Origin of the sequence: Aquipluma nitroreducens (genome assembly GCF_009689585.1) — a bacterium.
GTDB classification, from domain to species: Bacteria; Bacteroidota; Bacteroidia; order Bacteroidales; family Prolixibacteraceae; genus Aquipluma; species Aquipluma nitroreducens.
Genome location: NZ_AP018694.1, coordinates 3344189 through 3366632 on the forward strand (window position 1 = coordinate 3344189; position 22444 = coordinate 3366632).

Annotated in this window: 17 protein-coding genes and 2 tRNA genes; 17 read left to right on the plus strand and 2 right to left on the minus strand. The window is 37.5% G+C overall.

The genetic code is table 11. The annotated features are described in order from the left end of the window. Positions 1-66: 66 nt before the first annotated feature. The 12 genes from AQPE_RS14010 (at position 67) to AQPE_RS14065 (ending at position 13110) form a co-directional block, all read left to right on the plus strand. A complete protein-coding gene (locus AQPE_RS14010; RefSeq protein WP_318347126.1) occupies positions 67-948 on the plus strand; it encodes a VIT1/CCC1 transporter family protein in 882 nt (293 codons plus the stop codon). A gap of 130 nt (positions 949-1078) precedes the next feature. Next, positions 1079-1750: an AlbA family DNA-binding domain-containing protein gene (locus tag AQPE_RS14015; protein ID WP_318347127.1), complete on the plus strand. Its 672-nt coding sequence runs from the start codon at positions 1079-1081 to the stop codon at positions 1748-1750. Positions 1751-1831: 81 nt separating this feature from the next. Next, positions 1832-3025 (plus strand): AAA-like domain-containing protein, encoded by a 1194-nt coding sequence (locus tag AQPE_RS14020; RefSeq protein WP_318347128.1) that lies wholly within the window; start codon positions 1832-1834, stop codon positions 3023-3025. Positions 3026-3491: 466 nt separating this feature from the next. Next, positions 3492-5837: a tetratricopeptide repeat protein gene (locus AQPE_RS14025; RefSeq protein ID WP_318347129.1), complete on the plus strand. Its 2346-nt coding sequence runs from the start codon at positions 3492-3494 to the stop codon at positions 5835-5837. 106 nt (positions 5838-5943) lie between these two features. Further along, on the plus strand, positions 5944-7095 hold the full coding sequence (locus tag AQPE_RS14030) for an alkaline phosphatase (RefSeq protein WP_318347130.1): 1152 nt from the start codon (positions 5944-5946) through the stop codon (positions 7093-7095). Positions 7096-7198: 103 nt separating this feature from the next. Then, positions 7199-8146 carry a bile acid:sodium symporter family protein gene (locus tag AQPE_RS14035; RefSeq protein WP_318347131.1) on the plus strand — a complete coding sequence of 316 codons (948 nt, stop codon included), beginning with the start codon at positions 7199-7201 and terminating at the stop codon, positions 8144-8146. 1 nt (position 8147) lies between these two features. Then, entirely contained in the window at positions 8148-9491 is a 1344-nt protein-coding gene (locus AQPE_RS14040; RefSeq protein ID WP_318347132.1) for a 1-acyl-sn-glycerol-3-phosphate acyltransferase, read from the plus strand. A 69-nt stretch (positions 9492-9560) separates the two neighbouring features. Further along, positions 9561-9632: transfer RNA gene (locus tag AQPE_RS14045), tRNA-Gly, on the plus strand. Between the two features lie 112 nt (positions 9633-9744). Continuing rightward, positions 9745-10962: a site-specific integrase gene (locus AQPE_RS14050; protein ID WP_318347133.1), complete on the plus strand. Its 1218-nt coding sequence runs from the start codon at positions 9745-9747 to the stop codon at positions 10960-10962. Between the two features lie 82 nt (positions 10963-11044). Beyond that, positions 11045-11251 (plus strand): hypothetical protein, encoded by a 207-nt coding sequence (locus AQPE_RS14055; RefSeq protein ID WP_318347134.1) that lies wholly within the window; start codon positions 11045-11047, stop codon positions 11249-11251. 114 nt (positions 11252-11365) lie between these two features. Next, a complete protein-coding gene (locus AQPE_RS14060; protein WP_318347135.1) occupies positions 11366-12454 on the plus strand; it encodes an IS4 family transposase in 1089 nt (362 codons plus the stop codon). Then, entirely contained in the window at positions 12445-13110 is a 666-nt protein-coding gene (locus AQPE_RS14065; protein WP_318347136.1) for a hypothetical protein, read from the plus strand. The genes AQPE_RS14060 and AQPE_RS14065 overlap by 10 nt, the downstream gene beginning before the upstream one ends. A 359-nt stretch (positions 13111-13469) precedes the next feature. Here AQPE_RS14065 and istB read toward each other — a convergent pair whose 3' ends face one another. Further along, a complete protein-coding gene (istB, locus tag AQPE_RS14070; RefSeq protein WP_318346872.1) occupies positions 13470-14201 on the minus strand; it encodes an IS21-like element helper ATPase IstB in 732 nt (243 codons plus the stop codon). 90 nt (positions 14202-14291) lie between these two features. Beyond that, positions 14292-15830 (minus strand): IS21 family transposase, encoded by a 1539-nt coding sequence (gene istA / locus AQPE_RS14075; RefSeq protein WP_318346873.1) that lies wholly within the window; start codon positions 15828-15830, stop codon positions 14292-14294. Between the two features lie 94 nt (positions 15831-15924). Here istA and AQPE_RS14080 point away from each other — a divergent pair, with 94 nt between their 5' ends. The 5 genes from AQPE_RS14080 to AQPE_RS14100 all read left to right on the plus strand — a co-directional run bounded on the left by AQPE_RS14080 (position 15925) and on the right by AQPE_RS14100 (position 22414). Beyond that, on the plus strand, positions 15925-17121 hold the full coding sequence (locus AQPE_RS14080; RefSeq protein ID WP_318347137.1) for an NACHT domain-containing protein: 1197 nt from the start codon (positions 15925-15927) through the stop codon (positions 17119-17121). 540 nt (positions 17122-17661) lie between these two features. Beyond that, positions 17662-18300 carry a hypothetical protein gene (locus AQPE_RS14085; RefSeq protein ID WP_318347138.1) on the plus strand — a complete coding sequence of 213 codons (639 nt, stop codon included), beginning with the start codon at positions 17662-17664 and terminating at the stop codon, positions 18298-18300. Positions 18301-18830: 530 nt separating this feature from the next. Next, positions 18831-18932: transfer RNA gene (locus AQPE_RS14090), tRNA-Gly, on the plus strand. A 520-nt stretch (positions 18933-19452) separates the two neighbouring features. Further along, entirely contained in the window at positions 19453-21285 is a 1833-nt protein-coding gene (locus AQPE_RS14095; RefSeq protein WP_318347139.1) for a patatin-like phospholipase family protein, read from the plus strand. A gap of 40 nt (positions 21286-21325) precedes the next feature. Next, complete coding sequence (locus AQPE_RS14100; RefSeq protein ID WP_318347140.1) at positions 21326-22414, plus strand: hypothetical protein; 1089 nt, start codon at positions 21326-21328, stop codon at positions 22412-22414. Positions 22415-22444: the final 30 nt, after the last annotated feature.

Consider the following 22444-nt stretch of genomic DNA (forward strand, 5'->3'; position numbering starts at 1 on the left):
CCAAGCAGTAAATATAATTGTTTAGAATAACTGAAATACAAACGGAAGTTTAATGCACCAATTGTCATGATTAAGAAGCCCATTTCACCCGAGATTCGCCAGCAGTTGATTTTTGCCCAGCGGGAAGAAATTACAGAGTATCACATATACAGCAAGCTAGCTGAACAGACTAAAGATGCCGAAAATCGAAAGGTATTAACCCAAATCGCCAACGACGAACTGAAGCATTACAAACTCTGGGGTGCCTACACCAACAAAGAAGTTTCGCCAAGTTATTGGGAAATCAAAAAATACTACTGGATCGCCAAAATTTTCGGTCTCACTTTTGGACTGAAACTCATGGAAAAGGGGGAAGAGAAGGCGCAAATCAATTATGCTTTGATCGCCACTGAGGTTCCGGAAGCGTTGGAAGTTGCCAACGACGAGAACCAACACGAAAAAGAATTGCTTGGACTCATTCAGGAAGAGCACCTGAAATACATGGGATCGATTGTATTGGGTTTGAACGATGCGCTGGTAGAAATTCTGGGAACACTGGCCGGCTTGACTTTTGCACTTCAGAACACCAAATTAGTTGCCCTAGCCGGAATTATTACCGGAATTGCAGGCGCACTATCCATGTCATCCTCCGAATATTTATCGAACCGCGCCGAGGGCAAGAACGATATGGCCATTAAATCTTCAGTATTTACAGGCATCGCCTACATTGTTGCCGTAATTTTCCTCGTAGCGCCATTCCTGATTTTCAGTTCAGTGTTTATTGGGTTACTGGTTGCTCTGTTTGATTCAATCCTGATTGTCTTCCTGTTTACTTATTACATATCGGTAGCTAACGACCAGCCTTTCCGGAAACGTTTTTTGGAAATGGTGGTTTTAAGTTCAGTCGTAGGTCTGATTTCGTTTGGATTGGGATATGTTGTGAGGATTTTCTTTGGAATTGAGGTGTAGATCATGATTAAAATGTCCGTTCGCTAAAGCGAAACGGCAAAGAATATTAGCACAATGAGTAAAAGGTTGCTGAATATTAAACACACTTCCAACCTGGAACTTGAAACTTTAAACTTGGACCTATTCAGTTGTGAACAACTATATTACAAAACTCATTCAGCAGGGTGAGCATCAAACTCAGGATTTTAAATATTGCATCAGCGATTCCAGAAAAATTGCCAGATCGTTGGTTGCATTTGCCAATACCGACGGAGGTCGTTTGCTCATTGGCGTGAAGGATAATGGCCGGATCGCCGGTGTTCGTTCCGAAGAAGAATATTACATGGTTGAATCGGCTGCTAAAATGTACTCGAAACCACCGATTGATTTCACGACCAAGCAGCATCATGTTGAAGGGAAAACAGTTCTGGAAGTCATTGTGGAACCTAGCCCGGAGAAACCACATTTTGCACGCGACGATGATGGGAAATGGTGGGCTTATTTCAGGAAGGACGACGAAAACCGGTTGGCCAATAAAATCATGATTGAAGTTTGGAAACGCCAGAAAAGCCCGGATGGAATCCTGATTAATTATTCGGAGGACGAAAAAATACTGCTCGATTACCTGGCAACCAACGAGAAGATTTCAGTCAGCAAATATTCACGAATTGCACATCTGACCTATAAAAAGGCCGAAGAAATCATTATCAATTTCCGCACATTAAACATCCTGAAAGATTGTGTTGGCGACACCCGTATCGATTACGCCATCAACGAGGAGTTCGACCGGGAAGAATGGGAAAATAAAAATTTTAAGAAATAATTTTGACAATATATTTGTTGTTTAAATATTTTGACAATATATTTGTTGTCAAAATCAAATGACAATAAAGTCACTGTCAAAATGAATGCAAGATGGATTCCACCAAAAATTATAGTAGGCTCGGCAGCTACCGGAGATTACTACTACCCCAGAACAGAGATCGTCAATGAAATATGGGATGAACTTGAAAAAGGAAATTTCATACTGATCGCTGCGCCCAGGAGAGTCGGGAAAACTTCTATCATGCGCGACATAGAAGCAAACCCAAGAGAAAACTACAAAGTTATATTTGAGAATATTCAAGCAGTCAAATCAGAAATCGACTTTTATAAGACCCTGTACAAGTTAATTTTGAATTGCCTCAGTACAAGTAAAAAAGCATCAAAATGGTTTTCTAGCTATATAAAGACAAAGCAAATAATCGAGATTTCAACCTCTGGAGTAAAGTTTGAAAATAAAGTCCCAGACTACCTTCACGAGATCAATAACATCTTCAGAGAATTAGACAAAAGCACCGAAACAATCGTCCTGTTACTGGATGAACTACCCGAAGTTCTACACAAATTGGATAAGGCTGAAAAAAAGGACGAAGCCATCGCTATCCTGCACCAATTAAGGGCTTGGAGACAAACGGATTTCAAAAAATTGCAATTTATATTTGCCGGATCAGTGGGAATCCACTATGTCGTAAAAAACATTGAAGGAAGAACATCCAGCCTGAATGATCTAATACCAGCGATCTGCAACCCATTGAGTAAAGACGAAGCAAAAGACTACATCAAATGGGTTACAAGCAATAATGCTAGTGTCCAATATGATACTGAACGACAAACCCAACTACTTTTTAAAATCCAACATTATTACACCCCTTATTTCATCAACCTAATGTTGGGAGAAATAGACAAAAACGCAAAAAAAAGAAACAACCCAACAATTACGGAACAAGATATTGATCAGGCATTTCTGAATGTTGAAAAGAGCAATGAGCATTTCGCCGATTGGAAAAAACGCCTTTACGATTACATGCCCAAAAGTGATTTCAATTTTGTGAACAACATTTTGATTCACATTGCTCACCGAAACTCTATAGGAATCCAGGCAATCTACGACAAAGCCGTCAAACAAGAAAAGACCATTGATTACATGGATATGATTCACGATTTGGTTAACGACGGATATCTTACAGAAACTACAGAGGACAGCCAAAAATACATTTTTATCTCTCCATTTCTGAAAGCATTTTGGAAACGAAATAATCCCATTTACAATGAATAACACACAACGTTCGAGCAGTTGGTTTCTGGACCAACTGGCAGTTTTTCAAACGGCAAACAGCGACTATCAGTCGGTAAAAAATAATTTTATCATCCGCAAAACTGAGTTTTCGACTATTGTCGATTCTATCCAAAATAAAAAGGCAAAAGATCCCCTCCAGCACGAACTTATTTTAGGTCGCAGGGGTAGTGGAAAATCAACCTTGCTCAAACGCATTGAAATTGAAGTTGTTGAAAACCCAAAACTCAACAAGAAGTTCGTTCCCATAAATTTGGCTGAAGAACAAGCTGGTATTTACCGACTGTTTGATTTGTGGGAACAGGTGTTAGAAGAACTAAAAATCCAGACAAAAGCAGAAATTAGCATTCCTGAATATGCTGCGTTTGACGACGTTCAGTCCTATACCCGCCAACTTTACAACTCCATACACGAAGTTTGCCTGCAAAGCAAGAAACGCATTATTCTGTTGCTCGATAATTTTGATCGTATCGTTGAAAATCTGGATGATGATGGAAGCTTGCTTAGAGAAACACTGATCAATTATAACGACATACAGATTATTGCTGGAAGCACCCGAATGGACGAGCATTTCTGGGGATACGACAAGCCATTTTATGAATTTTTTAGAAGGCATCGGCTCGAAGCGTTGAGCCGCGAAGAAATCGACCTACTCCTTAATCATTGGAGCGATTCGCTTGAAATTCCGATTCTGAGAACCTTTGTAAAAGACAATCCCGGAAAGATTGAGAACATCCGACTGCTAACCGATGGGCTGCCCCGCACCTTGCAGTTTTTCATCCAGATTGTTTTGCAAAAATCGGAAACCAGCACTTACGATTACCTAAAAAAAACGATGGACAATGTCTCCCCGTTGTTTCAGGAGCGTTTGAATGCGCTTACTGCACCCATGCGCAAAATTGTATTAGAAATGGCCTTTATCTGGGAAGCCTGCTCGACCAAACAACTGGTTGAAAAAGCTCGGATGGAAAGCAAACTGATTTCGGCTAATTTAAGCACACTGGTTGACAAAGGCATAGTTGACAAGATTGAAACCAGCAAAAAACAGCACCTCTACCGCATCTCCGAACGGTTCTTTAATATGTGGCTGATTGTTACTCAGGGAAATCCCGAACAAAAACGAAAAGCCCGCTGGTTAAGTGTATTCTTAGAAAACTGGTACGATGCCAACGAATTTAAACGGTTAACCGGCGAACATATTTCAAAACTCCAAAATGGGGAAACTGATTGGTATCATGCACTAGTTTTTTCAAAAGCCTTAAGCCAGAGCAAATACCTTACAACTGATGAACGGGATACTATAATTGAGCTAACCGAAAAAATTAGGTGTAAGGATATTCGTAATTGCATGGTTGAGTTACCAGAGAAATTCAAAAGCATTTTTCCTAAAATTGAAAGATACATTGATGAGAAAAATTACACCAAAGCGATAGGATTAGTAAAAGGAATTGAAAACGAAGCCGATGGACAAAAATTTATGCTACTAGGTTTTCTTTTTGCTATGCAAAAAGCATATCCAGAAGCTGAGGAAAATTGTCTCCTAGCAATAGAAAAAGGTGCCAAAGATGCGATATTTAATCTTGCTCTTTTATTCGAGGACCAAAAGAAATTCCAAAAGGCGGATATGTATTATAAGCTAGCAATAGAGGCAGGAATTGATGAAGCAATATTCAGCTTAGCATTTTCTTTAGATGAGCGTGAGAAAATAAATGAAGCTGAAAAATACTACCTTATGGCTGTAGAAAAGGGTTATGATAAAGCATTAAACAACCTTGCTACCGTGTATGTAAAGTTAGGGGAAATGGATAAAGCCGAAGCTTATTATTTGTCAGCTATAAAAAAAGGCGATATTAAAGCTATGTCTAATCTAGCGTTAATGTACAAAGATCAAGGGAGACTAGACGAAGCTGAAAAATACTATTTAAGAGCTATAAAAAACAATAATTTGAATGCGATTCTAAACTTAGCGCACTTATATGACTTCCAAGAAAAGCTAAACGAAGCTGAAAAATATTATCTACTGGCAATTGAAAAGGGAGACATGAACGCATTGAACAGTTTGGCAGGCTTATATTTCAGACAAGAAAAATACACGGAATCAGAAAAATATTGTTTACTAGCTATTCAAACTGGAAACAAAATGGCTTTAAATAATTTAGCTCTTTTATACAACAATACGGGAAAGCTGGACGAAGCTGAAGAATACTATTGCTTGGCAATAAAAGAAGGTGTCAATGAGGCACTTTTTAATCTTGCACTATTGTACTCAAAACAAGAAAAATACGATAAGTCAGAACATTATTATTTGTTATCTATCAAAAAGGGAATTGATAAGGCATATAACAACCTATCTGTTTTATATTATCAAACTAATACTAAAAAAACAGAAGCGCTTGAATATGCACGAAGAGTTCTGATAACTAACAATGATTTAGAATGCAATGAAACTTTACTCATCATTGAAATTTGGAATGGTATTTTTAATGACGTTGAGAATCGGTCGATTGAAATTATTAGAGATGTGAATGATAAGGTCACAGAAGAATTGCTGTTTGACTTGCTAGTCCAACAGCAAAAAAACCTCGTTCTCCGTCTGTTTCAACATCCTGAATTAGGCTCGAAGCTTCAGGAAAAATACTTGGTTTTGTACTACGTTACCTTACTTTTAAGCAGCCCACAAGACGAAAACCTGCGGTTACGGATTCCCCCAGAATTGCAGTCAACCATCGATGATGTTTTGGAAAAGATTGCAAAACAGCAGCAACTCTACGCCTCAGGGAAAAGCCTTTTGTAAAAATGTCACAAACTTTTAACTGGATTGCATAATTTAAAAATACAAATTCATCTATTTTTGTCCGATCATTTTACATCAACCTAAACCATTATAAATTCGAATAAACATGAATTTTAAATCCATTCTTTTCATTGTTCTGGCGTTTACTGCCCAGCAGCTCTTCAGCCAGGAAAACTACAAAACGATTTCGAAAGCCGATTCGACCAAAACTTATTTGGGAGGCAAACCCTACGAAGTAAAAACCTTCACCCAAAAGTTTAAAAGTAAAACTCCCAAAAACATAATCATGATGATTGGCGACGGGATGGGCACGGCACAGATCTTTGCCGGTTTAACTGCAAATCAGGGTCACTTATTCCTGGATAATTTTAAGTGTGTCGGCTTCTCAAAAACTCAATCGGCTAACAATTACATCACCGACTCGGCCGCTGGCGGGACAGCGCTTTCAACCGGACAAAAAACATACAATGGGGCGATTGGTGTAAATACCGACACTGTTGCCATTAAAACCATTCTTGAAATGGCCGAGGGGAAAGGGCTGGCAACCGGATTGGTTTCAACATCAGCAATTACCCATGCCACCCCGGCATCGTACATTGCTCATCAGGGAAGCCGTGGAAGTTACGAAGACATTGCTGCCGATTTTATGAAAACCGATGTCGATGTGTTTATTGGCGGCGGATATAAACATTTTGCCGTACGAAAAGACAAACGAGACCTGACCAAAGACCTTCAGGCCAATGGATACCAGGTTTTACGCAATATGGACGATATTGCCAAAGTGAAAAGTGGAAAACTTGCCGGACTTACTGCTGATGAACACAATGAAGTTTATCCAAAACGCAAAATGGATCTCCCGCTTTCGACCCAAACGGCATTGAATATCCTGAGTCAGAATAAAAAAGGTTTTTTTATTATGGTTGAAGGATCACAGATTGACTGGGGTGCTCATGCAAACAATACCATTTATGTTGTGAACGAAATGCTCGACTTTGATCGCACCATTGGTAAGGCGCTCGAATTTGCTTCGAAAGACGGAGAAACCCTCATCATTGTAACTGCAGACCATGAAACTGGCGGCCTTGCATTGGTTGGCGGCGATATGAAATCAGGAATGGTAAAGGGCGCTTTTTCTACTGGCGATCATACCAGTGTTATGGTTCCTGTTTTTGCGTATGGGCCAGGAGCAGAAAATTTTACCGGAATCATGGAAAATACGGATGTTGCAAAAAAAATGATGAGTTTAATGGGTTTCTAACCCAAAACCATTCACTTTCTCAAAAAAACTATGGAAGACCGCTTGGGGTGATCCATAGTTTTTTACTTTTAGGCTCTCTAACTTTTTAAAATTTGAGACTTTTATGACCAATTCACTTGAGGTTCTTGACCATGTACGCCTTAATTTTTCTCCTTCCGGATTGGTTTTCCTGAATATTGCCCTCGCATTTATCATGTTTGGTGTGGCTCTGGGCATAAAAGTCGAAAATTTCGAGGAAATTATCCGGAAGCCAAAATCAGCGATAGTCGGTTTTATCAGTCAGGCTTTTTTGTTGCCTGCATTTACTTTTTTGCTGGTGCTTTTACTGAACCCAACACCAACCATCGCATTGGGAATGATCCTGGTTGCTGCCTGCCCCGGCGGAAACATATCGAATTTTATCAGTTCGATGGCCAGAGGTAATGTTGCACTCTCAGTAAGTCTAACTGCTGCGTCAACCTCGGCTGCCATCTTTTTCACTCCTTTCAACTTTGCCCTTTGGGGAAATTTTTACATTAATTTTTACAATACTCATGAAGCGGCAGCGTTACTTAGACCACTGGAAATTGACAAAGCCCAAATGTTTCAGACCGTATTTATTCTACTGGGGATTCCTGTGATTATCGGGCTGTTTGTAGCAAATAAATTTCCGAAGCTGACTTCAAAAATCATAAAACCAATCAATAAAGGTTCTCTTTTGTTTTTTGTTATGATGGTAATTGCAATGCTCTCGGCCAATTTTACGCAGTTTTTAAGCTATGTTCATTTGGTGTTTTTCATTGTGTTATTGCACAATGGGCTGGCATTATCAACCGGTTACTTTTTTAGCAAATTAATGAAGCTCCCCAGCAACGATCAGCGTACGGTTGCGATCGAAACTGGCATTCAGAATTCAGGATTAGCGCTTGCTCTCATGTTCAATCCTAAAATTTTCCCTCCTGAAATGGAATTGGGAGGAATGGCCATTATTGCAGCGTGGTGGGGAATCTGGCACATCATTAGTGGATTAACCCTTGCATTTTTCTGGTCGAGAAAACCCATTTTAGCTTAAAATGAAGAATTGGTCAATCGGATACGAAATAATCAGAATCTATGTGCGATTTGGTTTTTGGCTGACGCACAAAAGAATCGTGGTTACCGGTCGCCATTTAATTCCGAAAGGAAAGCCTGTCATTTTTGCGCCCAATCATCAAAATGCGCTAATGGATCCACTGGCGCTGGTTTGCACAAATTCGCACCAGTCGGTTTGGCTGGCCAGAGCCGACATCTTCAAGTCAAAAAGGGTCGGCGCCATATTGAAATACCTAAAGTTATTACCTGTTTACCGCATTCGCGATGGGAAAGATAATCTGTCGAATAACGAAGAAATATTTGCGCAGGTTATTCAGCTACTCGAAAATAATCAAACTATTGCACTTTTTCCTGAAGCCGCACATTCAGGGAAACGGCAAATGTTGCCACATAAAAAAGCCATTCCTCGCATTGCACTGGAGGCCGAGGCAAAGAACGATTTCAAGCTCGATTTGCAAATTGTCCCGGTTGGGATAACTTACAGCCACTACTGGAAATTCAACCGCTCGCTGATTATTCAATACGGACAACCGATTCAGGTTAAAGACTATTGGATTGATTACGAATTGAACTCCCAAAAAGCAATGCTCGATCTTCGTGATGAGATTCATCGCAAACTGGTTTCGTTAATCCTTCAAATCGACAGCAAAACAAGCTATCCGGAAATTGAAAATATCAGGCAATTGGTCGGAAAAGAATACTCCAAAAGGCGCTACTTTTGCAAAGATCCAAGTTTGCAACTGTTTTATTCAGAAAAAGAACTAGTTAGCAAATTAGAACAACTCGAAGAACTTCAATCAGAACATTTCCAAAATATTATAGCAGCAACGCGCCAGTATTTCATCGGGATTGAAAAGGATGACATTTCTGACGATCAGATTGAAAATGCAGAAAAAGCCTGTTGGAGCAAGGTTTTTAGCAGTCTTACACTGGCTGTTTTAACTCTTCCGATATTTGTTTTTGGCTTTGTTTTTAATGCTATTCCATTTGTTATTCTCCGAACTATTTTACGCAAGAAAGTAAAAGACGTAGCCTTCCTGAGTACTTTCAATTTTGTTGGTGGATTGATCTTATTTCCTTTGTTTTACCTGATTGCAGCTTGTGTCCTTTTTAGTTGGTCCGACTCTGTTTTAGTTGCATCGTTTACCCTCGTCGGAATGCCATTCGGTGGTAAAATCGCATATCAGCTATATCCTTTTTACCGGATAATTCTACTCAAAATCCTTTATCTGGGGGGGAGCAAATCGCATAAAAATACCATCAATAGCTTATTGGAACAGCGGAGTGGGCTGATTGCCCTGATTCTTGAAAAAGTAAATTTTTGAAATCCGCTTAAATTATCATCAACAAACCGCAACACAATGGTTAGTTTTATTATTTTTGGGCGTTCAAATGCGAGAGTAGCTCAGTGGTAGAGCATCAGCTTCCCAAGCTGAGGGTCGCGGGTTCGACCCCCGTTTCTCGCTCTGATAATCAGTTAGTTGCAATAAAAAGCGATTAGCTGATTTTTGTTTTTATACTGATTTATCTGGTACAATTTACAGGCATGTAAACCAAGATGTAAACCAGTTTACACTCATGAATGCCTCAATTTCAGTAGTTTGCTACAAATCAAAGACACTTTCTAACGGTGAAAATCCGTTAATGCTCCAAGTTTCCAAAAATGGTAAGCGCAAATACCAAAGTTTGGGAGTATCAATCAACCCTAAATACTGGGATTTTACAAAGAACAAGCCCAAACCTAATTGTCCAAATGGTGACTTTATTCAAAAGATTGTACTTGATAAGGTTACTGAGTATCAAAAGCAAATCTTAGAATTCAATGCAAATAAGAAGGACTACACTCTAACCAATTTACTTGATGGGAACAAAACGACAATTAAAGAAAAAACTGTTGGTGAGTTCTATAATGAATTGATTTTGCAATATACGCAAACCAATAAAACAGGTAACAGATTGATTTATAAAGGTTCATTTAATTCCATAAAGACGTTTTCAAAAGGTCGTGTGAATTTCCTATTTACTGATATTGATTTGGATTGGTTGAACCGTTACGAAAAATGGCTACGTTCAAAAGGCAACAAAGAAACTACCATCAGTTTACTTTTCCGTACCCTTAGAAGTGCATATAATAAAGCTATTGAGGCGAAATGTACAAAAAAGAACAACTATCCTTTTGATGATTTTAAGGTGAGCAAATTCGATATTTCAACCTCTAAAAGGGCAATATCAAAAGAAGAAATTTTGCTTATAAAAGATATTGATTTAACCAAAGAAAGTGAATCCATTCAATTTACTAGGGATATTTTCGTTTTCAGCTACTTATGTGGTGGAATCAATTTTACAGATATTGCAAACCTCAAACATGAAAATATAGCTGATAACAGGCTGCAATATATAAGGCAAAAAACTGGAAAGAAAATTAGTTTACAACTTTCACCAGAAGCAAACCAAATCATTAATTGTTACAAACAAGTAACAGTGCAAAGTGGTTATCTTTTACCAATATTGGACATTAAATCCCACAAAACAGCGATACAGAAGCAAAACCGAATTCATAAGATTTTAGTAAAAACAAATGAAGGATTGAAACGGATTGCAGAACTGGCAAAAATCAATATGAATTTATCTACTTATGTGGCAAGACATTCATTTGCTACAATCCTTAAAAATTCAGGGGTTAATATAGCTTTGATTAGTGAAGCTTTAGGGCATTCTGATTTGGCAACTACTCAAATATATCTGGATGGTTTTGGCAGTAGCCAAATAAATGAAGCAATGAAAAATTTGCTTTAAAAACAACAATTCAAATTTAAAATGGAGAGGTTTTTTAATCTTTACATGAAATATTTCTTATTAAAAATTAATCATTTACCTTATGAAAGACAGGATTGAAGTAGAAGCCGTTATGAATGATGAACTACTAAGTTATGTAAATGAAATAGTAGCAGCGCATCTTCCAATGGTTGATGTTAATGAAGAAGGCAATTTTTCAATATATGAATCCATGTCCTCATTAATATTATTCAAGAATAGATACAGCAATAAAGAAATAAAAGGAAATTTCAAGTATGAAGATTCTTAGTACATGACAAAAACATAAACAATTGATTATCAACAAAATAAGTATTAAAATATTTGCATAAAACCCTGAATATCATTATCTTACAAGGGATTACCACATCACTTAGTAAGAAATATGACACCCAGGGTAGATGCTAAAAGTAGTGAATTAGTTTCCATTTTCCATAAGCAATCAGGTTGGAATCTGGCACGAGTAAAGTTCTTTGTTTTCATGATCAGTGCACTATGTAAGGTGCAAACAGTTGGTTTTGAGAAGTTGGCTACAGCTTTTGACAGTAATGCCAGTACCAGTTCCTCTCTGAGGAGAATACAGCGGTTTATGTCTGAATATCTACTTGATACAGATTTGATCGCCAAATTAATATTCAGACTATTACCTCATGAACCACCTTTCCGTCTGGCAATGGATAGGACAAATTGGAAGTTTGGACAGCAGAATATCAATGTATTGGTAATTGCAGTTGTTTATCATGGAGTTGCTTTTCCGCTGTTGTTTAAGTTGTTGCCCAAGTTTGGTAATTCAAACACCAATGAACGCATTGAATTGATTGAACGGTTTATCCGTCTTTTTGGATCTGCTTCGTTGGATTGTTTGACCGCAGATCGGGAGTTTGTTGGAGAACGATGGATCAAGTATCTGAATGAGAACCGGATTCGTTACTATATCCGCATCCGCGAAAACTTTTGGGTTTTGCAACCTCACAATGGCAAACGAGTTAAAGCCAGTTGGCTGTTTGCCGATTTGCCGCTAAATGGTTGCCGAGTGAACCACCGTATTATTTATCTGAACGATCAACTGTGTTATCTGTCAGCCTCTAAAGTAAAGAACAAAGATGGAAAGCCTGAATTGCAGATTGTTATCTCATTCAACAAGCCAGAAGATGCACTTTGTATTTACAAAGAACGATGGCAGATTGAAACTGCTTTTAGAGCTTTAAAAACAAGTGGCTTTAATATTGAAGATACACACTTGACTGAAATTGGAAGAATTGAAAAACTGTTTGCATTGGTGATAGTAGCTTTTACATGGGCATACCTTGTCGGTGATTATTTGCACAGATACATCAAACCAATCCCGATCAAGAAACATGGAAACAAAACTAAAAGTCTATTCAAATATGGTCTAACATATATTGCAACTGTTCTTTTAAACGCTTTCTTTCAAGATGATATCGATATTTTTAAATTTTTGTCATGTACTTAGATGAAGATTATAAAAAGGATAATGAGATTCAGAGAATATTATCTGGATTTGGATTTGATTCTGAAAAATTCTGGTATTTGCTATTATTCATCTTTGATTATAGTTATGGCTCATGCATCGATGGCGTTTATTGGGCCGAATCTCCTAGAGAACAACTAGATAAACTAACCGACGCTATTGATGATAATACCAGTGTTATAGATATTAATGGAATACCAACTTTTATTAAGGAGGCTAAGCTGACACTAAAAATAAAAGGAAATCATAGCATAACTATTAATAATCCCATTGCTATATATTATCTGGCTTTTTCCACTGATTCTGCACTAAAAAAAATCAAGCCTGACAGCATTATGAACATTTCAACTGAATTGGAACAAGATAAATCTATATCAAATTCAGTACATATTTGGTTCTTTGCAAAAATGTTCCAAGCTTTTTTTGACTTGCACCCATTAATAAAAATTAAATCCTCCAAGGGTGAAAATAAACCATTTAGTAAAAAACAGCTTATTTCAGATCTGATATACTTTACGAGAATATCTAAAAATTCAGAGTTGCTTGCTTCAGACGAAACATTAAAGGGGATTTTAAATAAGTACAAAAATTATAAACTGAATACAAAAAATAGTTACTATTTTGAAAGGTGGATGTAGTCCCAATCTCAAATACTTTAACAATCCTACTTCCACGCTCCCAAATAAGGGGGTAAGAAAAGTAGGATTTTTTTTACCCATAGAGCCCCCTAATAAAACCAGCAAATTTGTGTCGTAATCAGAATGTTACTGACAATGTTGTTGGAACTTATTCCTGATACAAAATTAAAAATGACAAAACTAAATGAATCAAAAAAAATTAGTGAAGTGTCTATTTACGTTGGATTTGCCGGTTAAATTGACCAGTCCGCGCCGTTTTATATTGACCACCTTTCGCCGGAGTAAATTGACCACCTATTTTCAATATTGAGAACGATCATTTCCTTGTTTTGATTAGAGTTATACAAAATTAGATTTATTTATTCTGATTCAACAGTTTCTACGATTTTGTTTCGTTGTCTTCTTCGTATTGATTCTCCTACAAGTTCCATTCGATGAGCATCATGAACAATGCGGTCAAGTATTGCATCCGCTATTGTTTGTTCTCCGATAACCTCATACCATTGTGCCACTGGCAACTGAGAGGTTATAATGGTTGAACGGTTTCCGTGACGATCTTCCACGATTTCCATAAGTACCGACCTGTTTGATGCATCAAGCGGCTGCAAGCCAAAATCGTCCAGAATCAAAAGATCCTGTCTTTCTATCTTTGCAACTTCTCTGATGTACGAACCATCTGCTTTGGCCATTTTTAATCTTGTAAACAGCTTTGTAGTGTTGGCATAAAGTACTTTGAACCCAAGGGTACAGGCTTGATTTCCGATAGCAGAAGCAATGAAGCTCTTGCCTATTCCGGTACTCCCGGTGATCAGAAGATTCTCTTTTCTTCCGATAAAAGTACACTCAGCCATACGCATGAACTGATTTTTGTCCAGGTTGCGATCTATATCAAAGTGCAACTGCTCAATGTTGGCTTTATAACGGAACTTTGCATTGCGCATTTGCCTCTCTATGCGGCGATTGTTACGATCATCCCATTCGGCATCAATAAGCATCGATACCATTTCATCGCCTGTCATTTGAATCATGCTGCCATTCTCGATGCTTGTTCTAAAGGCACGAACCATACCGAAGAACTTCATCTGTCTCATTTTTTGAAGCGTTTGCTCATTCATTTTATTCGATTTAAGGTTAAACAATACCCGGAGGGGTAGCCGTTACAGCTTTCCTCCGGGGAGATATTACCGGTAATAGTTTTTACCACGTATGTTCAGGTGAGGGGGCATTGACTGATCAACATGCTGCTGATCATCAACGTTTCGGTCAAGTCCTTTTTCAAGGATTACCCGGATGGTCTGATAGCTGTAATCGCCATATTGAAGTGCACGCAGACAAGCATTGTTAAGCCGCTCTTTTCCGGCACGTACCGAAAAACTTAAAACTCCCTGGCAGGATCGATAGGTCTGCTCCGGATGCTGCCGGGCATTTAGCAACTGGATAATATATTCTTTTGTTTGAGGGCCTACCTCTGCGGCTCGTTCGATAAATTTATCGGGGTTCCAGTCGCTCATGAAGCGGTGCTGCGAGGCCAGATGATCTGTTATTGTTGTGTGTCCAAAAAGGTGCCTGTTCCTTTTGTGCACTGCAATTCGCTCGTAGCGGTGATAAATTTCAACCTCAGATTGGCTGTAAAGCAAGGTTACCTTCTTGCCGATAAAATGGTAAGGAACACTGTAATAATGCTTATCCTCGGCAAGGCAGACGTAATTGTTCTTCATCACAGAAGCGATATAGCGTCGCTTCAACTCATATCTCTTTTCAGGTAAAGGGTGCAAAAAGTGTCGTTCAGTATCTTCGAATAACTGTCGCCTGCTGAATGGCCTTCCTGTAAGCGGCCTGTTATTATGAGCTTCCAGTGCCTCCCTGATCGCGCTATTTAGCAGTTCAATGCAAGAATATACATTACCCTTTAAAATGCTGTAAATCGAACGGTAAATGATTTTGACGGCACCTTCTACCAACGCTTTGTGTTTGGGTTTATACGGAGCTGCCGGTAAAGCCGCCATCGAATAATAGCTTACGAAGTCACGAAAAGCCTCATTAAGTGTTGGCTCATAACGATTACTCTTGATTACCGCCGATTTTAAGTTATCCGTAACGATGGCATTAGGAACACCTCCGAAGTAATGTAATGCATTTTCGCAGGAGTTGATGAAGTCTTCCTTCTGTTGGGTATAACTGGCCTCTACGTAGGTCAACTGGCTTGCACCCAGTATGGCGACAAAAACCTCTACCTCTGTGATGTCTAATGTTTCCGGATCTAAAACCTTGAGTTTTTCGCCTGCATAATCAACATACATCTTCTCCCCGGCCTTATGCTCAATGTGCATAACCGGATTACGAACCTTCTTCCAGAGAAGATAATAATGCTTGAACTGTGAAAACCGATAGCCTGCAGGATGCTGTTCAAAATATTGCTCCCAAAGCTTCTCCTTGGTGTTTCCCCGGATCTTCAATGCTTTTTCCATGGTGGGGAAAAATGCTTCCAGAGATTGATAACGCAGATCATTCTCAATATGATTGCGTGGAACCATATCCAGAAACATCTGCTCAAGTTCAGTGTCACTCATCAGTTGAATCTCCTGGGGCGATTTGCCCGAAGCCAGGAACAACCTGATATACTTCTTAACACTATTGCGGGGAAGACCTGTCCGTTCCCCGATGGACTGTTTACTTACACCCTCGGTGTAAAGCCTGATAATGCTTCTTACCTTGCTCATAATGATTAGTTTATTTGACATTTTGATTATATTGAACAAAGCCAACTTAATCATAAATGCCCGCTAATCAACAAGGATAAATCGTTCTTAGAGGGTGGTCAATTTGCTCCGGCGCAACCCAACCATTTTGACCGGCGGAAGGTGGTCAATTTGTTCCGGCGAACACTGGATATTTTATCCGGCGTGTCCACTGTTATCAATGTTTATTAGAAACTATGAATATCACCCAGAAATACCTATTCAAAAAAGCAGTTTCTATTTTAACTTATTTGATACATTATATCAACGCCATGGTGGTGAGAATAAATTAGGTTTTATACATAAAAAAGAGACAGGATTTATACGGGAAGACTTTGAGCTTTTACTACAATATTTTTCTTTTTTAACATATTTCGAGGGGAAATATTCGTTTAATCGACAATATATTTATGAAATTTTCAACAAAATAAAACAAAGCAGCAAATACAAATTTGACAATAGAAAACTTCTAAATGACCTTCATATTGCTATTAATATACTTATTTCAGACAGTAATGAATTTTCATTCCCTCATCGCTCTTTGCAAGAGTATTTCGCAGTTTTGCGAATTAAAAACATAACAAGTGAGGACATAAAAGAAAGAATATACAAAAACAACCTTGACGTACTTTTTAATAATTCAAAGGATAATTTATTAAATCTTTTTTCTCTATGTATTGAGCTTGATAAATCGAATTTTTATCGAAACTTTCTTATTCCTAAATTGAATGATTTATTGCATGTCTTAAATGATCGTAATAAGTCACAACTTTCAGCTGCTCATTTTTTCAATTTAAAGTTTGAAGTAATAATTGATCGTGCAGGACAACTATCATTATATCCTGATGTCATTATAAAATATTCAACTGACAAAATCTTTGAACAGATATCCATTGGAATAGACATAAACGAATACATAAAACAAGCATTTAATAAAAATAATTTAGAAATTTTCGTATTAAAAACATTTATAAAAACAAAACACAGTCATAATACTACACTGGACGGTTTTCAAATAACTGAATATATTCCCAATAAAAAGCAAAAAAGAACATTTCGAAGAGATTATGAATATGAAAATCAATTATTGGTTTCTTTTAATGTAGATGATGTTATAACAACTAATGATTTTTTGAAAATAATAGAGGCTTCAGAATTAACTCCAATAATTGAAAAACTCATTTGCACTATAAATGACAAAATATTAGAAATAAATAATGAATTAAATTCGGATAGAAAATTAGATGAAAATCTATCTCTATATATCAATTAGGAACAACAGAAATATTTTAATAAAAACGTGCTACAATAAATAGGTCTCTGAGTGGTATGCAAGACCCAGCGTTGAGTGGGTGTTGAATTACACCCCAGCCTAAATTTTAGGATTTTTGTTCTTTGTACTTATCGACGATTTTAGCTTTTAATCTCATTGAATTTCATGAGATTATCGTGTTTTTTAATTGGCCCTTGTAATGAACATTATAACATAAATTTAAGAACTAAACGGCATTGTATTTTAAACATGAATATAGTAATAATCGAATTGGCTCAGTAAAGGGATGAAAGTGAAGTGCTTCGAAATCGACACCTTCGGGGTAGCTGCAAAACGTTGTAGGACATATTAAAAGCTGCTAATAGAAATTCTATTAATTCTTCCAAGTTTGTCGAAAACTTGAGATATTAAGAGTAGATAGCGAAGAAGTAGTCATCATTGGTGACAGAATATTGAATGTTTGTAATTATTGTAGCGAAAAATAATCTATTGTATTAAGTACGTGTATAATATCACCATTTAAAGAGTAAAATAGTCAGTATGGAAACAATTGAAACATTTAAAGTCGGGCTTAACGATTTACCAACAAGAGAAGTGTGGTATTTTGGACCAAAAATGATTTATTGCTCAGAAAAAACAATAATTAAGCATAAAAATTACACATTTGAACTTTGTATTTATGACATAAAAGGTAATGGAGCAGAATATGTTAAAATATTTGATTCTGAAAACAAACAAGTATTTGAAAATCTAACTATAGTAAGAAGTTATAGTTGGAATAGTTGTTATGTTATGTTTCATAACGAATTTAATCCATTATCTAATTGCTATTTTAAGTTTGGGGCAAAAACCGAATTTGACTTAAAAGCTTTTTTAAACAAATTAGTTTTAATGGCTGAAAAATTCAAATTGTGTAGAAGCAATTACCCATCTTTTCAATATGTTTATGTCTATATCATTTTTTTATTCTTTCATTTAAAAGAAAAGAATATAAGTGCATCTCAATATTCTGAAAGATACAACACTCTGAAAAAAATGAGGTTTTATATTTCAAAGGAATTAACTGACAATGTATCAAGTTATAGCTTTTCAAAAGAGACAATTTATTACAAAATATTTGATCGAATTCTGAATAAACAATTGGATGTTTTTAAAAATAAACCTATCCATTTTGATTAGTAATCTTAAATGGCCAAATAACAGCATTCCACTTTAAACCCAAATTAGGTGCTGTATTTCAAGAATGAGATAATTTTTGGTTTCTGGCATATATAGGAGGGAAATAATAAATTTTTTATCTCTCTGGGAGAATATCAATTTAAAACTTATTTTCCATCTGAAAAATATTTTTTTATATTAGTCAGACAAGACCAGTCATCTCTCCCTCCCCCGTGGCTTAATTCAGGAAAATCCAAAATATTTTGATTTGACTTACTGAAATCTCTATATACAAATCAATAAAATGAGTCAATTATCAAAATCGATTTAATTATAGATATTTACGCCAAGATATTATGCTTTTTTACAATTTTATTCTTTTAAATACACAAATTAAATACAATAACTAGTTGAAAATGACTATCTTTAAGAATACAAAACAGTTTGAAATAACAATTATTTATTAATCGATCTTTGTTTTAGTGCATGTAAACCATATCGTAAACCGATAAAACAGAAATCAGTTTCTAACTGAAATATTTGAGCGGTAAAAGGGAGTAGCTCAGTGGTTTGCATTCAAAAGCGCAGCTTTTGGATGCTTTAGGAGCATCAGCTTCCCAAGCTGAGGGTCGCGGGTTCGACCCCCGTTTCTCGCTCTTAATTTTCAAGGACTTGCAAATTCAATTTTGCGAGTCCTTTTTATTTGCACCTGAATTTGCACCCGATGATATTTTTAATGTAAACGTTTCAAGTTGCTTTTAGACACTGAATTACTTGTGTTTAAAGCTTTAATTATTAAATGTTTTCGAGCTGAATTAATCCACAAGAATCATTCTAGCGATCATTGCCATTGTAATAGTATCCTGGCATATTTTACGGATCATTCAAAATCACATATGTATTTCAATATTTTTCGTAGGGACAAATCAATCCTTCTGAAAGTTTAGATTATGTGTAAGTTGTTGGTCTTTATTGGTTTGTGTTCATTTCGTCCGCATCGAAATTAGTTGTTATTTATTAAAACTTTTTCGTTAACTTTAGATAAACCAGAAATGAGCTCTCCAGAGTCATCGGGAATAATTGATGTCAACTGACAGAACAATTATTCATCCGGATTTATTTAGACCAGGTCTTCCCTTTAGATGATAAAATCTTTAAATAAATTCTATAATTATGACCGATCAAAAAACATTCAGAATTGGCCTTTCCATGGCAGGTGCTGTATCTGCCGGAGCCTATACCGCCGGAGTAATGGATTATTTGCTCGAAGCTCTTGAAAATTGGCAAAAAGCAAAAGACCTGAACTTACCTGGCGTTCCCAGGCATAATGTACTTGTTGAAGTCTTAAGCGGTGCATCTGCCGGTGGAATGACGGCTGTTATAACTGCCGCCGCAGTTCAAAAAGATTTCCCGCATGTAAATCAGCAGAACTATTTATCGGGAGTGAATAAAGAAAACCCGCTATTTGATTCGTGGGTTAATTTAACCGAAGATGAAAAAAACGATATGATGAATCAAATGCTCAGCAATGATGATATCGTTGGTTCTGAATCTATTAATCCGGATAAGGAAGTCCGTTCAATCTTCAATTCCCTGTTTATCGAAAAAATTGCCCGACGCACATTAGACAGCATTGTAAAAGATCCTAAAACTAAAAGGAGTTATATTGCTGATAATCTGGAGTTGTTTACCACCATCACCAATCTTCGGGGGTTCAATTACGAGTTGCAGTTCATCACAGCCCTTGGGCCACGCCAGGACCGGATGACCATGCATAAAGACCTGGTTCATTTTCAACTTAACCCTCTCGGAACATACAATAACGATGGAAAAATCCCAATTCATTTTTTAACTCCGGAAGGACTAAACAGACAATTGCTCATCGATGCGGCCATTTCAACAGGCGCTTTCCCGGTGGGATTATCGCCACGGGTACTTGTTCGCGAAGCCAAGTACATCAATGATAATCCATTGCTAAAAATCAACCATAGCAAAAGCAATCTGGTTGACCCTACAAAAGATTACAATACAGTTTGTGTCGATGGCGGAGTAATAAACAATGAACCTTACGATTTAACCGAGACGCTGCTAATGAACCGGAGAAAAGCTGAAATAGAAAAAGAAAAAGATTCAGCAACGGCAACGGCCTATAAACCTGCAACAAATGTTTCCGATTTTGATACTACGATCTTAATGATCGACCCTTTCCCAAATTATGATGAATCTCCTGCCGATTACTTCAACCTTCAGGCCATAAAATTTGCCTCAACTCAACTTTTGGGAGCCATGCGCCAACAATTAATGGTAAAATCTGACTTGCTTGAAAAGGCTTACGACGACTACGACTATTCCAGATTTATGATTGCACCTATCCGGACGAGTGGTGGTGTAACTCAGAAAGAGAGCATTGCATGTGGGGCGCTGGGTGGTTTTGGTGGCTTTTTCAACCGCGATTTTCGGGTTCACGATTTTATGCTTGGACGACGGAATTGTCAGCGTTTTATCCAATGCTATTTTAGTGTTCCTGAATCCGCTAAAAATCCGATCATACAGCATGGATACGGTGATCTGGACAAAGATTCACTCCAGTTTTTCATGCCTGAAAAGACTGATCTCCTGCCAATAATTCCTGATATTCGAATTTCGGACGACCAAACACAGATTATAAAACCAGCTTTAGAAGATGAATTTCGGTATCCTTCCATTAGCTTAAAGTACCTGATTGGGTTGGAAGATAAATTACAGGCCCGGTTTGAAACTGTTATCAATAACATTACAAAAGGAAATGTGCCAGGAGGCGCAGGCAAATCAGTAAACCCGATCATACAACGAATCAGAAGAAAATCATGGTTCGCGCGAAACATTTCGGGCCCGGTTGTCGGATTCACAGTTGACAAGGTTATCTCCATTGGTAAAAAGGCAGGAAAAAACATGGCTGCAGAAAAATTCATTGATTCGGTGATTGCGGATATGGATAAACGTGGTTTACTGAAGCAGGATTGTTGATTGCCTTTTGGCTCTGTTTATACCTTTTAAATTCAACCAGATGTATTTGAGAAAACTGATACTTGTTTTTACGATTGCTTCTATACTATTTTCCTGTTCAAATTCGGCAAAGAAAGAGCCTGCAAATACTGAATCAACAGCTGTCGATACAGTTCGAACGGTTCAGGAATTACCTGAACAACATGATTCGGTTGCTGTAATTCCGGAAATTGAAAAAGGGACGGATGTTAAGGTTTCCAAACAAGATGAACCTAAAAAATTTGAACAGGTAAATTCGCAGGTGAAAGATTATGCCATTAAAAAACCGTTAAAATCGACGAGAAGTGATGGTGCGGTTCCAGTAGCCAATGATTACAAGGCAATTGCTCATTCCGAGACACATGTACAAGGTATAAAACATGCAATTCCATCATCTCCGACAGCGGCAGCTCTTCCACCGCAGCACACAACTGAGGCGCGCAACGATGAGGTTACATCTCTTGATACAGCTTCAATAATTACAGAGCCGGCATCAGAACAGGTTGTCACTACCAAATCAGAAAGCTCTGTTCCGAAGAAAAAATCGGCTCGATTGGCTTATAACTATTCTTCAGAGATGAAACGAAATGTATCTGAAGACATTAATGTGTATGTTTCGATTGTTAATTCCGGAAGTTTTGTGAAAGACACTTTAATGAAGATCGTTGCTCAGCAAAAGAATCCTGGCGCCCGCAAAGCAAATACAGATTCAATTGTAACCACCAATATTCTGTTGTACAAGCGAATTAAAGTCGAGTTAATCGATCCGGATGCCGCGTTTAGAATCGATTCGGTATATGGAAATGGCTGGCAGGATGTTGATTCAATCGGAGATAACCGCTGGCGTTGGAGTGTAAAACCATTAACAGATCAGCCAAATGCAAAACTGGTCATTAAAGTAGTTGCAAAAACGCCTGCCGGAGCTATTGAGGATATCGATGACAGAACATTCTTCATCAAGGTAGAAATGACTGGCCCATTTCAAATGTTCCGAACCTGGTGGATCTATTTGCAAGATCACCCGGAACTGTTCCTGACTGTAATTATAATTCCATTGATCGCATTTTTCGGGAAACGCTATTTCGACAGGAAGAAAGAACAAAAACCGTAATGTCCGAAAACGTTACTATGAATGAAGTTC

What these genes read in the sequence shown, in the direction of transcription:
- AQPE_RS14035 (WP_318347131.1), top strand. Translation starts at nt 7,199, where the DNA reads ATGACCAATTCACTTGAGGTTCTTGACCATGTACGCCTTAATTTTTCT.
- AQPE_RS14055 (WP_318347134.1), top strand. Translation starts at nt 11,045, where the DNA reads ATGAAAGACAGGATTGAAGTAGAAGCCGTTATGAATGATGAACTACTA.
- AQPE_RS14030 (WP_318347130.1), top strand. Translation starts at nt 5,944, where the DNA reads ATGAATTTTAAATCCATTCTTTTCATTGTTCTGGCGTTTACTGCCCAG.
- istA (WP_318346873.1), bottom strand. Translation starts at nt 15,830, where the DNA reads ATGAGCAAGGTAAGAAGCATTATCAGGCTTTACACCGAGGGTGTAAGT.
- AQPE_RS14020 (WP_318347128.1), top strand. Translation starts at nt 1,832, where the DNA reads ATGAATGCAAGATGGATTCCACCAAAAATTATAGTAGGCTCGGCAGCT.
- AQPE_RS14085 (WP_318347138.1), top strand. Translation starts at nt 17,662, where the DNA reads ATGGAAACAATTGAAACATTTAAAGTCGGGCTTAACGATTTACCAACA.
- istB (WP_318346872.1), bottom strand. Translation starts at nt 14,201, where the DNA reads ATGAGACAGATGAAGTTCTTCGGTATGGTTCGTGCCTTTAGAACAAGC.
- AQPE_RS14040 (WP_318347132.1), top strand. Translation starts at nt 8,148, where the DNA reads ATGAAGAATTGGTCAATCGGATACGAAATAATCAGAATCTATGTGCGA.
- AQPE_RS14095 (WP_318347139.1), top strand. Translation starts at nt 19,453, where the DNA reads ATGACCGATCAAAAAACATTCAGAATTGGCCTTTCCATGGCAGGTGCT.
- AQPE_RS14060 (WP_318347135.1), top strand. Translation starts at nt 11,366, where the DNA reads ATGACACCCAGGGTAGATGCTAAAAGTAGTGAATTAGTTTCCATTTTC.
- AQPE_RS14050 (WP_318347133.1), top strand. Translation starts at nt 9,745, where the DNA reads ATGAATGCCTCAATTTCAGTAGTTTGCTACAAATCAAAGACACTTTCT.
- AQPE_RS14100 (WP_318347140.1), top strand. Translation starts at nt 21,326, where the DNA reads ATGTATTTGAGAAAACTGATACTTGTTTTTACGATTGCTTCTATACTA.
- AQPE_RS14065 (WP_318347136.1), top strand. Translation starts at nt 12,445, where the DNA reads ATGTACTTAGATGAAGATTATAAAAAGGATAATGAGATTCAGAGAATA.
- AQPE_RS14010 (WP_318347126.1), top strand. Translation starts at nt 67, where the DNA reads ATGATTAAGAAGCCCATTTCACCCGAGATTCGCCAGCAGTTGATTTTT.